12 protein-coding genes are annotated in these 12,596 nt (G+C 69.6%); 11 read left to right on the top strand and 1 reads right to left on the bottom strand.

Annotated features, from left to right (window positions below):
- Positions 1–5: 5 nt before the first annotated feature.
- From flgC to flgL, 10 genes are read left to right on the top strand one after another with little or no spacing between them, the layout of a single operon-like run.
- Positions 6–413 (top strand): flagellar basal body rod protein FlgC, encoded by a 408-nt coding sequence (gene flgC / locus E5S66_RS12915; RefSeq protein ID WP_028839349.1) that lies wholly within the window; start codon positions 6–8, stop codon positions 411–413.
- Between the two features lie 2 nt (positions 414–415).
- Entirely contained in the window at positions 416–1,087 is a 672-nt protein-coding gene (locus E5S66_RS12910) for a flagellar hook assembly protein FlgD (RefSeq protein ID WP_138349896.1), read from the top strand.
- Positions 1,088–1,118: 31 nt separating this feature from the next.
- Positions 1,119–2,336 carry a flagellar hook protein FlgE gene (gene flgE / locus E5S66_RS12905; protein WP_138349894.1) on the top strand — a complete coding sequence of 406 codons (1,218 nt, stop codon included), beginning with the start codon at positions 1,119–1,121 and terminating at the stop codon, positions 2,334–2,336.
- Between the two features lie 45 nt (positions 2,337–2,381).
- On the top strand, positions 2,382–3,128 hold the full coding sequence (locus E5S66_RS12900) for a flagellar basal body rod protein FlgF (RefSeq protein ID WP_138349892.1): 747 nt from the start codon (positions 2,382–2,384) through the stop codon (positions 3,126–3,128).
- 45 nt (positions 3,129–3,173) lie between these two features.
- The gene (gene flgG, locus E5S66_RS12895) at positions 3,174–3,959 is read left to right on the top strand and encodes a flagellar basal-body rod protein FlgG (RefSeq protein WP_028839345.1); all 786 of its coding nucleotides are present in this window, start codon (positions 3,174–3,176) and stop codon (positions 3,957–3,959) included.
- 8 nt (positions 3,960–3,967) lie between these two features.
- Complete coding sequence (gene flgH, locus E5S66_RS12890) at positions 3,968–4,699, top strand: flagellar basal body L-ring protein FlgH (RefSeq protein ID WP_138349890.1); 732 nt, start codon at positions 3,968–3,970, stop codon at positions 4,697–4,699.
- A gap of 8 nt (positions 4,700–4,707) precedes the next feature.
- A complete protein-coding gene (locus E5S66_RS12885) occupies positions 4,708–5,811 on the top strand; it encodes a flagellar basal body P-ring protein FlgI (protein ID WP_138349888.1) in 1,104 nt (367 codons plus the stop codon).
- A gap of 33 nt (positions 5,812–5,844) precedes the next feature.
- The gene (gene flgJ, locus E5S66_RS12880) at positions 5,845–6,819 is read left to right on the top strand and encodes a flagellar assembly peptidoglycan hydrolase FlgJ (protein WP_138349886.1); all 975 of its coding nucleotides are present in this window, start codon (positions 5,845–5,847) and stop codon (positions 6,817–6,819) included.
- Between the two features lie 3 nt (positions 6,820–6,822).
- Positions 6,823–8,712 carry a flagellar hook-associated protein FlgK gene (gene flgK, locus E5S66_RS12875; protein ID WP_138349884.1) on the top strand — a complete coding sequence of 630 codons (1,890 nt, stop codon included), beginning with the start codon at positions 6,823–6,825 and terminating at the stop codon, positions 8,710–8,712.
- Between the two features lie 18 nt (positions 8,713–8,730).
- Positions 8,731–9,951 carry a flagellar hook-associated protein FlgL gene (flgL, locus tag E5S66_RS12870; protein WP_138349882.1) on the top strand — a complete coding sequence of 407 codons (1,221 nt, stop codon included), beginning with the start codon at positions 8,731–8,733 and terminating at the stop codon, positions 9,949–9,951.
- A 34-nt stretch (positions 9,952–9,985) separates the two neighbouring features.
- On the opposite strand, the gene E5S66_RS12865 is transcribed toward flgL, so the two are convergent.
- Positions 9,986–11,173: an MFS transporter gene (locus E5S66_RS12865; RefSeq protein ID WP_138349880.1), complete on the bottom strand. Its 1,188-nt coding sequence runs from the start codon at positions 11,171–11,173 to the stop codon at positions 9,986–9,988.
- A gap of 396 nt (positions 11,174–11,569) precedes the next feature.
- Here E5S66_RS12865 and E5S66_RS12860 point away from each other — a divergent pair.
- Positions 11,570–12,596 (top strand): flagellin (locus E5S66_RS12860; RefSeq protein WP_138349878.1); only part of this gene is annotated, 1,027 nt, incomplete at its 3' end.

Raw genomic sequence — 12,596 nt, 5'->3', positions numbered from 1 at the left:
ATGCCATGAGCAACCTGCCGATTTTCGACGTCGCCGGCTCCGCCATGCAGGCGCAGTCGGTGCGCCTGAGCACCGTGGCCAGCAACCTGGCCAATGCCAATACCGTGGCCGGCACCGCGGAGGGCGCCTACCGCGCCAAGCAGCCGGTGTTTTCCGCCGAGCCGCTGGCCGCAGACCCGGCGCTGGCGGGGGTGCAGGTGCTGGAGGTGCGCGAAAGCGACGCCGCGCCGATCCGCCGCTACGACCCCGGCAACCCGCTGGCCGACCCGCAGGGCTATGTCTACGCCCCCGACGTGGACCCGGTGGCGCAGATGGTGGACATGATCTCCGCCTCGCGCAGCTACCAGGCCAACGTGGAGGTCTTCAACAGCGCCAAGGAATTGGCCGTCGCCACCCTCAACATGGGCCGCTGAACATGAGTACCGTGACTCCCGCAACGGGCAACGACAGCGCCTATGCGCAGTACGCCTTCCCCACCGCCAGCAATGGCAAGACCGACAGCATGGGCCAGGCCGACTTCCTGCGCCTGATGACCGAGCAGATGAAGAACCAGGACCCGCTGAACCCGCTCAAGGGCAACGAGTTCCTGGGCCAGCTGGCGCAGTTCTCCACCGTGCAAGGCATCGAGAACATGCAGCAGGCGATGAACGCCATGGCCAGCGTGATGGAGAACGACCAGTCGCTGCGCGCCGCCAACCTGGTCGGCCGCGACGCGCTGGTGGAAGTGGACAAGGTGAGCCTGGCCGAGGGCGCGGGCGCCAACGGCGAGATCGTCGCCACCCACGCCGGCCCGGTGCAGCTGGAAGTCGTGGGTGCCGGTGGCCAGGTCGTGCGCCGGATCAGTGTCGAAGCCGCCGGCGCCGGCCCGGTGCAGTTCGCCTGGGACGGCAAGGACAGCGACGGCAACACCCTGCCCGCCGGCACCTACACCTTCCGCGCCAGCAGCGGCAGCGGCGATGCCAGCGAAGCGCTGGGCGTGCGGATGGCCGCCCGCATCGACAGCGTTTCGATCGAGCCGACCGGGCTGGTCCTGAACCTCGCCGGCCTCGGCAGCATCCCCCTGTCTTCCGTCCGTCGCATCGGCTGATCGCCGTCCAACCCTTTCCAAGGAGCGCACCATGAGCTTTCGCATCTCCGTCAGCGGCATGAACGCCGCCAGCCAGGACCTCAACATCACCTCGCACAACATCGCCAACGTCAACACCACCGGCTTCAAGCAGTCGCGGGCGGAGTTCGGCGACCTGTTCGCGGTGTCCGCCTACGGCCTGTCCAACGTCGCCACCGGCGCCGGCGTGCGCATGCAGGCGGTGGCCCAGCAGTTCGGCCAGGGCAACATCGACTTCACCGGCCGCGCGCTGGACATGGCGATCTCCGGCCAGGGCTTCTTCACCCTGTCCAGCAACGGCGCCACCGTCTATTCGCGCGCCGGCAACTTCGGCGCCGACCGCGAGGGCTACGTGGTGAACCCGTCCGGGCATCGCCTGCAGGTGTTCCAGCCCAACGCCGCCGGCGGTTTCGACACCGGCCGCATGGGCGACCTGCAGCTGCCCACCGGCGACGCCCCGCCCGCCGCCACCGGCAACGTCACCGTGGAAACCAACCTCCCGGCCGCGGCCACCGCGCCAACGGTGACGCCGTTCGATCCGCTCGACCCCAACAGCTACAACCACACCACCGCGGTGACCGTGTACGACTCGCTGGGCGCCGCGCACAGCCAGTCGCTGTATTTCGTCAAGACCGCCAACCCCAACGAGTGGCAGGTGCATACCCTCGTCGACGGCAACGCGGTGGGCGGCCCGCAGACCCTGCAGTACTCCGACACCGGCGCGCTCACCTCGCCCTCGCCGGGCCAGATCAGCCTGCCCGCCTACGCCACCACCAACGGCTCGGCGCCGCTGAACCTGGTGCTGGACCTGGGCCGCTCCACCCAGTACGGCGACAAGTTCAGCGTGCTGGGGCTGACCCAGGACGGCCATACCACCGGCCGCCTGACCGGCGTGGAGACCTCGCCGGAAGGCGTGGTGTCGGCGCGCTACACCAACGGCGTGGTGCAGCCGCTGGGCCAGGTGGCGATGACCAACTTCGTCAATCCGCAGGGGCTGCAGTCGCTTGGCGACAACGTCTGGGCCGAAACCTACAACTCCGGCGAGCCGCGCCGCGGCCAGGCCAGCACCGCCGACTTCGGCATGGTCCAGGGCGGCGGTCTTGAAGCCTCCAACGTGGACCTGACCGAGCAACTGGTGAACATGATCACCGCGCAGCGCAACTTCCAGGCCAACGCGCAGATGATCCAGACCCAGGACCAGATCACCCAGACGGTGATCAACATCCGCTGATGAACCCCGCCGCCTCCGCACGCGCGGGGGCGGCCGGAGGCTGCCATGACCGATCGAGCCCTTTACGTTGCGATGACCGGCGCCAGCGCCATGCTGCGCGGCCAGGCCACCGTGGCCAACAACCTTGCCAATGCCGACCGGGTGGGTTTCCAGGCCACCCTGGAAGCTACTGCCGCCAAGCCGATCGAAGGCCCGGGCTATCCCTCGCGGGTGGCCACCGAAGCGCGCACGCTGGGCATCGACGCCCGCATGGGCGCGATCCGGCAGACCGGCAACCCGCTCGACATCGCCCTGCACCAGGAGCGCTGGCTGGCGGTACAGGACGGCGCCGGGGCCACGGCCTACACCCGCGCCGGCGACCTCACCATCAATGCCAACGGCCTGCTGTCCACCGCCAACGGCCAGCTGGTGCTGGGCGCGGACGGCGCGCCGCTGGCGATCCCGCCCAGCCAGAGCATGGACATCGCCAGCGACGGCACCATCTCGACCGTCCCGCTCGGCCAGCCACCTTCCACCATCGCCGAAGCCGGCCGGCTGCAGCTGATTTCCGCCAGGACCACCGAACTCGAGCGCGGCGACGATGGCCTGATGCGCCCGCGCGCCGGCATCGCCCCGCAGCCCGCCACCGGCGCCTCGCTGACCTCCGGCACGCTGGAGGACAGCAATGTCCGCCCGGCCGATGCGCTGGTGTCGATGATCGAACTGGCGCGCAAGTTCGAAATGCAGGTACAGCTCTTGCAGCGTGCAGACGAGAACGCGCGCGCCAGTGCTTCGCTGGTGTCGATGCGCTGACCGCAGCGCCTTGCATCCCCGAATTGAATTGAAAGGACACACGCCATGACCCAGTCCCTGTGGATCGCCAAGACCGGCCTCGATGCCCAGCAGACCAAGATGGCGGTGATTTCCAACAATCTCGCCAACACCAACACCACCGGCTTCAAGCGCGACCGCGCCAGCTTCGAAGACCTGCTGTACCAGACCATCCGCCAGCCGGGCGGCGCCACGTCCGAGCAGACCCAGCTGCCCACCGGCCTGCAGATCGGTACCGGCGTGCGGGTGGCGGCCACCGCCAAGCAGTTCGCCCAAGGCAGTCTGAACCAGACCGGCAACGCGCTGGACACCGCCATCAACGGCCGCGGCTTCTTCGAAGTGCTGATGCCCGACGGCAGCTCCGCCTACACCCGCGACGGCAGCTTCCAGATCAATGCGCAGGGCGAAGTGGTGACCAATGAAGGCTACCCGGTGCAGCCGGGCCTGCAGCTGCCGGAAGGTGCGCAGAGCGTCACCATCGGCGCCGACGGCACGGTCAGCGTGCAGCTGGCCGGACAGGCGCAGCCGGTGCAGATCGGCGCGCTGACCCTGGCCGACTTCGTCAACCCGGCCGGCCTGCAGGCGCTGGGCGAGAACCTGTTCGCCGAAACCGGCGCCAGCGGTCCGGCGCAGACCGGCGGCCCCGGCACCGGCGGCCTCGGCCGGCTGATCCAGGGCGCGCTGGAAGCCTCCAACGTCAACGTGGTGGAAGAGCTGGTGTCGATGATCGAGACCCAGCGCGCCTACGAAACCAACGCCAAGGCGATCTCCACCACCGACCAGATGCTGGCGTTCCTGAACAACAACGTGTGAGCACTGCCATGAGCCGCGTCGCCCCCCTCGCCCGCGCCGCCACCTTGGCCGCCGCCGTCCTCGCCCTGTCGGGCTGCGCCACCGCGAACCGGCTGCAGGGCGACGTGCGCCCGTTCGACACCCCCGTCGCGCAGTACGCGGAAGCCGCGCCGCAGCCGGTGCGCGCCGCGCCCGGTCCGGGCGACGGCGGCGGCTCGATCTATGCCGGCCGCAGCGGCAAGCCGATGCGCCTGTTCCAGGACAACAAGGCCAGCGACATCGGCGACCTGCTGACCATCGTGCTGGTGGAAAGCACCACCGCCACCACCCAGGCCAAGACCGCGGTCACCAAGAAGAGCGGCGTCGACATGGCCGCACCCACCCTGGCCGGGCAGCAGGTCACGCTGAACGGCAAGTCGCTGCTGTCGGCGTCGGTGGAGGGCGGGCGCGACTTCGCCGGCAACGGCAACAGCGCGCAGAGCAACAAGCTGGAAGGCCAGCTGACCGTGCGGGTGGTGCAGGACCTGGGCAACGGCAACCTGCTGGTGCGCGGCGACAAGCAGCTGCGCCTGAACCAGGGCGACGAGATGGTGCAGGTGCAGGGCATCGTCCGTCGCACCGATATCGGTTCCGACAACCGGGTGACCTCCGACCGCGTGGCCGACGCCCGCATCGTCTACGGCGGCCGCGGCACCCTCGCCCGGTCCAACGCGATGGGCTGGCTGGGCCGCTTCTTCAACTCCGCGCTGTTCCCCTACTGAGGCCGGCCATGATGAAACGTATTGCAACCGCGTTGGCTGCGCTGCTGTGCACGCTGGCGCTGGCGCCGCCGGCGCAGGCCGAACGCGTCAAGGATCTGGCGCAGGTGGCTGGCGTGCGCGGCAACCCGCTGATCGGCTACGGCCTGGTGGTGGGGCTGGACGGCAGCGGCGACCGCACCAGCCAGACCCCGTTCACCGTGCAGAGCCTGCGCACCATGCTCGACCAGCTGGGCGTGTCGATCCCGCCCAACGTCAACCCGCAGCTCAAGAACGTGGCCGCAGTGGCGGTGCACGCCGAACTGCCGGCATTCGCCAAGCCCGGCCAGCCGATCGACGTCACCGTGTCCTCGATCGGCAACGCCGGCTCGCTGCGCGGCGGCAGCCTGCTGATGACCCAGCTCAAGGGCGCCGACGGCGAGGTCTACGCGATCGCCCAGGGCAGCCTGGTGGTCAGCGGCTTCGGTGCCTCCGGGCGCGACGGCTCGCGGATCTCGGTCAACGCGCCCAACGGTGGGCGGATTCCGTCCGGGGCCATCGTCGAGCGTTCGGTGCCCGCCTCCAACGCCGGCGACAAAGTCGTGCTGAACCTGCACGAATCCGACTTCACCACCGCCTCGCGGATCGTGTCGGCGGTCAATCGCAGCTTCGGCGCCGCCAGCGCCCGCGCGCTCGACGGCGTGACCATCGAGATCGCGCCGCCGGCCGGCGACCGCGTGAGTTTCCTGGCCGCGTTGGAATCGCTGGACGTGGACCCCGGCACTGCCGCCGCCAAGGTCATCGTCAATGCCCGCTCCGGCACCGTGGTGATGGGCGGCCAGGTCAGCGTGCTGCCGGCGGCGGTGGCCCACGGCTCGCTCACCGTCACCATCACCGAAGCCACCCAGGTCAGCCAGCCGGGCGCGTTCGGCCGCGGCGAAACGGTGGTGACGCCGCGGTCCAGCGTCAACGCCGACGTGGAAGGCAGCCACATGGTGATGTTCCGCGGCGGCACCTCGCTGGAGGAGATCGTGCGCGCGGTCAACGCGGTTGGCGCCGCGCCGGGCGACATCGTGGCGATCCTGGAAGCACTCAAGCAGGCCGGCGCCCTGCGCGCGGAACTGGAAGTGATCTGACCTCGGTGGCATGCCCTTTGCATCCATCCTGACATGCGCCTGCCCGTCGCCACTGCCTTCCCCCTGCAACGCCCCGAGGTGACTCCGCGCGCCCGCGTGGAGGAAGCCGCGCGCGGTCTGGAAAGCCAATTCGCGCAGATGCTGATCAAGAGCATGCGCAGCGCGACCCCGGGCGACCCGTTCGGCGGCGACAACAGCTACCGCGACATGTACGACCAGGCACTGGCGAAGGAATTGACCAAGGGCCGCGGGCTGGGCCTGCAGCCGATGATCGTGCGCCAGCTGTCCGGCACCACTGTTACCCCGGAATCGCCAGCTGGCGGGCTGCCGCTGCGCCAGCCGAACGCGCCGATGGCGCTGCCCGCCGCCGATACGCCGTCCGGGCTGCCATTGCCGGCCGGCCTGCGCGGCAGCTCGCTGACGCTGGCACCCGCCAGCAGCGGTACCTCGCTGCAGGCGATGGCGATGCCGCCGCGCCCGCCGCTGGCCGCCGCCGTCAACACCTGCGACGAAAACGCGCCGCTGGACTGCAGCAGCCCCGAAGCCTTCGCCCGCTCGGTCTGGCCGCATGCGCGCAAGGCCGCCGAGGAGCTGGGCGTGCCGGCGAAGGCACTGGTGGCGCAGGCTGCGCTGGAAACCGGCTGGGGCCGTCGCCTGGCCGGGCGCGAAGGCGTCACCTCGCACAATCTGTTCGGCATCAAGGCCGGCGGCAGCTGGCGCGGCGGCAAGGTCGAAACCGCCACCCACGAATACGTCAACGGCCGGCGGGTCAACGAACGCGCCGCGTTTCGCAGCTACGGCAGCCCGGCCGACAGCTTCGCCGACTACACCCGGCTGCTGAAGAACCCGCGCTATGCCGACGCGCGCGGCACCGGCGGCGACGTCCATCATTTCGCGAAGGCGCTGCAGCGCGCCGGCTACGCCACCGACCCGGCCTACGCGGCCAAGATCGTGGCGATCGCCGACGGCGCTACCATGCGTCGTGCGCTGGCCGGACTGGAGGGTTAAACGATGCCGACTGGCGGCGTACTCGGAACCGGCGCATCCGCCCTGCTGGCGTTCCAGCGGGCGATGTCCACCGTCGGCCACAACGTGGCCAACGCCACCACGCCCGGCTACAGCCGCCAGCGGGTGGAATTCGAAGCGCGAGCGGGCCAGCCGGGCCGGATCAGCATCGGCCAGGGCGTCGACGTGGCCAACCTGCGTCGGCTTGCCGACGGCCTGGTGTATGCGCGCCAGCTCGACAGCGCCGGCGAAATGGGCCGGCTGACCCAGATGACCGGACTGTCGTCGCGGGTGGACAAGCTGATTTCCGACCCCACCACCGGCCTGGCCACCGCCTGGTCCAGCTTCTTCAGCGCCGCCAAGGGCGTGGTGGCCGATCCCACCTCCACCGCCGCGCGCAGCCAGATGCTGACCACCGGCGGCCAGCTGGCCACCCGCTGGCGCTCGCTGGACGGGCATCTGGGCCAGCTCGGCAACGAGGTCGAGGCCAGCCTCAAGGACAACATCACCGCCGCCAACCAGCTGGCCGGCGAGATCGCCAACCTCAACCGCGACATCATCGCCTCCGGCGACAACGCCTCGCCCGACCTGCTCGACCAGCGCGACCTGCGCGTGGGCCAGCTATCGGCGCTGGTCGGCGCCGAAGGCGTGCTGCAGGACGACGGCGCGATGAACGTGTTCACCATCGGCGGCCAGCCGATGGTGCTGGGCGCGCGCGCCATGCAGCTGTCCACCGTGGCCGACCCGTATCAGGCCAACCGCGCACAGCTGGCCGTGCAGTCGCCGGCGGGGCCGGTGCCGCTGCCGGCCGGTTCGGTCTCGGGCGCCATCGGCGGCCTGCTGGAATTCCGCAGCAACGTGCTCGATCCGGCCCGCGCCGAACTGGGCCGCCTGGCCACCGCCTTCGCCGACACCTTCAACGCCACCCAGCGCGGCGGCATCGATTACGCCGGCAATCCGGGCACCGACTTCTTTACCCTGCCCGACCCCAAGGTCTATCCGCACAGCGGCAACGCCGCGGCGTCCACCGCCAGCTTCGCCACCAGCGTTGCCGACGTTGGCGCGCTCACCGGCAACAACCTGGTCCTGCGCTTCGACGGCGCTGCATGGAACGCCGCCCGCGCCGATACCGGCCAGGCGGTGGCGATGACCGGCACCGGCACCGGCGCGGACCCGTTCGTGGTCGAGGGCGTGGAGCTGGTGCTGTCGGGCGCGGCCACGGCCGGCGACCGCTTCCTGCTGCAGCCCACCGCCGCGGCCGCCGCCAACATCCAGCTGGCGCTGACCGACCCCGGCCAGATCGCCGCCGCCGCACCGATGACCGTGGGGCTGGACGCCGGCAACATCGGCAACGTCAGCGGCGGCACCGCCAGCGTCACCGATCCGGCACTGTTCGCCGGGTTCACCAGCGCCAACATCAGCTTCCTCGACGCCAATACCTACACCATCGACGGCGGCCCGCCGATCGCCTACGCCCCCGGCGACACCATCACCGGCAGCGGCTGGTCGCTGGTGCTGAAGGGCAACCCCGCCGCCGGCGACGAAATCAACCTCGGCCGCACCGGCCCGCGTTCCTCCGACAACGCCAACGCGCGCCTGTTGGCGGCGGTGGACGCCAAGGCCGTGCTCAACGGCGGCCGCAACGACGTCACCGCGGGCATGTCGCAGCTCACCGCCCGGGTCGGCGGCGATGCCCGCCACGCCCAGCTCAACCTCGACGCGCAGCAGGTCATGGACGACCAGATCCTGGCCGAGCGCGAATCCGTTTCCGGCGTCAACCTCGACGAGGAAGCCACCAACATGCTGCGCTACCAGCAGGCCTATCAGGCTGCCGCGCAAGTGATCGCCACTGCCGATACCATGTTCCAGGCACTGCTCGGCGCCGTGCGCCGCTGATGCCATGAAGGAGGCCCCATGACCCTGCGCATTTCCACCCAGAGCCTGTACATGCAGGGCCTGAACAGCCTGCTCAGCCGGCAGAGTGAAATCGCCCGCACCCAGCAGCAGATCAGCAGCGGCATCAAGCTCACCCAGGGCAAGGACGACCCGGTCGGCATGGCCACCGCGCAGCGGCTGGACCACCTGCAGGCCGCGCTGACCCAGTACGACAGCGACGCCCTGCGCGTGGACCACCGCCTGCGCATGCAGGAAAACGCGCTGACCGACGCCAACGACAGCCTCACCCGCGCCCGCGAGCTGGCCATCCAGGCCAACAGCGGCGCACTTGGTCCGGACGACCGCAAGGCCATCGCCACCGAAGTGCTGCAGCTGCGCAAGAACCTACTGGACATCGCCAACCGCGACGACGGCAACGGCCGCCGCCTGTTCGCCGGCACCCGCGACGGCGTGATTCCCTTCACCGACAACGCCGGCAGCGTGATCTACCACGGTGACGACGGCCGCAACTCGGTGGAAGTGGGGCCGGATGTCGCCATCGAAGACGGCGATCCCGGCAGCGCCGTGTTCCTGCGCGTGCGCACCGGCGACGGCTACGCCCGCGGCAGCGCCGGCGCCGGCAACACCGGCAGCGGCCTGCTGAACAGCGCCCAGGCCACCGACGCCAGCACCTGGAACGGCGACACCCTCACCCTGCGGTTCACTGCCCCCGATGCTTACGAAATCGTCGATGCCGGCGGCAACCCGCTGGCGCCGCCGGTGACCGGCAGCTGGACCAGCGGCAGCGCCGTGCCGCCCGCATCGTCCGGGCTGGGCGTGGAGTTCAGGATCAGCGGCAGCCCCGCCGCCGGCGACACCTTCAGCGTGGAAACCGCCCCCAACCAGGACGTGTTCGCCACCCTGCAGGCCTTCGCCGACGCGCTGCTGCTGCCCGGCACCGGCCCCGCCGACAACGCCCGCCGCGTCAACGCCTTCGGCAGCGCCATCGGCGACATCACCACCGCGCAGGGCCACATGCTGTCGCTGCGTTCCGGCGTCGGCGCGCGCATGAACGACATCGACACCGCCAACGACGGCCGCAGCCTGCAGAGCCTCACCCTGTCCGAATCGCTGGCCAGCCTGCGCGAAACCAATCTGGCCGAAGCCATCAGCCGCCTCAACATGCAGATGCTGGCGCTGGAAGCCGCGCAGAAGACCATGCTGCAGACGCAAGGCATGTCGCTGTTCAACAAGCTCTGAGGCGGCACCGAGGCTAATATCCGCCACCCGGACATCAGGCCGCGGCAGCCCGCGTCCGCCGGCTGACCACAACCAACCCGACCAGCGCCAGCAGCGAAAACCCGGCGCCGGCGGCGAAGGTCATTGCCGGCCCCGCCGCCGTCCACAGCGCGCCGGCCAGGAAGCTGGCCAGCAGCAGGGCCAGGCCGGTCATCAGGTTGAACAGGCCGAACGCGGTGCCGCGCAGGTCGGCGGGCGCCGCGTTGGCGACCAGCGTGGCCAACAAGCCCTGTGTCGCCCCCATGTGCAGCCCCCACAGCACGGTGCCGGCCAGCACCCAGCCCACCGACGATGCCAGCGCCAGCACCACGTCGGCCGCAACCAGCAGCACGATGCCCAGCGCCAGCAGGCGATGCCGGTCGCCGCGGTCGGACCAGTGCCCGAACGGCCACGCGCTGGCGGCATACACCACGTTCATCACGATCAGCACCAGCGGCACCCAGGTCGCCGTCAGCCCCAGATCACTGGCGCGCAGCAGCAGGAAAGCCTCGCTGAACCGCGCCAGCGACAGCGCCGCGGCGAAGGCGATCACCAGCCAATAGGACGCCGGCAGCCGGCGCAGCTCGTCGCGGTGGATCGGCGAGCGCCGCCGGTGGACCACCTCCAGCGTTTCCGGCTCCTGCACGCCCCAGACGATGAACAACACCGAGACCACCGCCGGCACCACCGCCACCCAGAACACCAGCCGGAAGTCATCGCCGCTGGCAGCCATCAGCAGCAGCGCGATGCAGGGCCCGGCGAAAGCACCCACGGTATCCATCGACTGCCGCAGTCCGTAAGCCGCCCCGCGCGACTCCGGCGGGGTGATGTCGGCCACCAGCGCATCGCGCGGCGCCCCGCGGATGCCCTTGCCGATGCGATCCACGAAACGCGCCGCCAGCACCATGCCCAGCCCCGACGCCAGCGGGAACAGCGGCTTGGTCAACGCCGCCAGCCCGTAGCCCAGCAGCACCAGCGGCTTGCGCCTGCCGAGCCAGTCGCTGAGCGTGCCCGAGAACACCTTGACGATGGCCGCGGTCGCCTCGGCAATGCCCTCGATGATGCCCACGGACATCGCACTGACCCCCAGCACGCTGACCAGGAACACCGGCAGCAGGCTGTGCACCATCTCCGACGATGTGTCCATGAACAGGCTCACGAAGCCCAGCGCAACCACGCCGCGCGGCAGGTGTGAAACTTTCATCAGGCGGCTCCGGCGGGCACTTGCATGGCTGTGCCGGCAAGCTTGCCGGCCCACGACGCGATTGTCGCGCGCGCCACGTCAACAAGCCGCAGCACGACCACGCCCACTTGCCGAACACCGCCGACTACAGGCCGCCAGCACATTGCCGATACCGGCTTGCAGGCCGCTCACCGCACTGCAAAGGCAGGCTTTAGGGAATCTTTAGGGCCTTCACGGAAAATTTTTTATTTCTGCGAAGTCCGCCACAGATCCAAACATTTCTCTCAAGCAACCCATCGCAACGCCGTTACAGGTGACAGCAGAGGACGGGGCCGAACCAAGCGGCGCAAGAACCCCTGCGGCCCAACCGGCAAACCCCGATCCGCGCCGGATTCGATCACCCAGGAGACAAGTGCAATGTCCATCATCAACACCAACGTGATGTCGCTGAACTCGCAGCGCAACCTCGCGGCCAACAACGCCAGCCTGGGCACCACCATCCAGCGCCTGTCCTCGGGTCTGCGCATCAACAGCGCCAAGGACGACGCCGCCGGCCTGGCGATTTCCGAGCGCTTCACCACCCAGATCCGCGGCCTGAACCAGGCGGCCCGCAACGCCAACGACGGCATCTCGCTGTCGCAGACCGCCGAAGGTGCGCTGGCCGAGATCGGCAACAACCTGCAGCGCATCCGCGAACTGGCGGTGCAGTCGTCCAACGCCACCAACTCGTCCACCGACCGCGACGCGTTGCAGGCGGAAGTCACCCAGCTGCAGGCTGAAATCCAGCGCGTGGCCAGCCAGACCGAGTTCAACGGCACCAAGCTGCTGGACGGCAACTTCGCCGGCCAGGCCTTCCAGGTTGGCGCCAACGCCGGCCAGCTGATCACCGTCGACTCCATCGCCAGTGCGCAGACCAGCTCACTCGGTAACGGCAATTTTGCCGCCAACGTGGTCGGCGGCGTAGTCACTGCCGGCACCGTGTCGGGATTGAGCATCAATGGCAAGACGATCGATGACGTCACCGTTACCGCCGATGCAGCGGGTGCCGCCAAGCTTGCCGCTGCCATCAACAACAAGGCTGGCGACACCGGGGTGTTCGCGATCGCGAATGGCGCCAATGGCGTGACTCTTCAGTCCCTCAAGGCCGATACCGACACCGTCGTCGGCGGAACTGTGGCCAACAGCGGCCTGACCGGCGCTACCACCGCCGCTGCGTCCGGCACGGCAACCCAGGTCGATGACCTGAACATCAGCACTTTCCTCGGCGCCCAGCGTGCGATCTCGATCGCCGACAAGGCCCTGACCGCGGTGAACAGCTCGCGCGCCGAACTGGGTGCGATCCAGAACCGCTTCAGCTCGGTGATCGCCAACCTGAACACCACCTCGGAAAACCTGAGCGCCTCGCGCAGCCGCATCCGCGACACCGACTTCGCCAAGGAAACCG

The organism is Thermomonas fusca (genome assembly GCF_005862345.1).
Classification (GTDB): Bacteria; Pseudomonadota; Gammaproteobacteria; order Xanthomonadales; family Xanthomonadaceae; genus Thermomonas; species Thermomonas fusca.
Note: the sequence above shows the minus strand (reverse complement) of the source record. Positions and strands in the feature narration are given on the sequence as shown.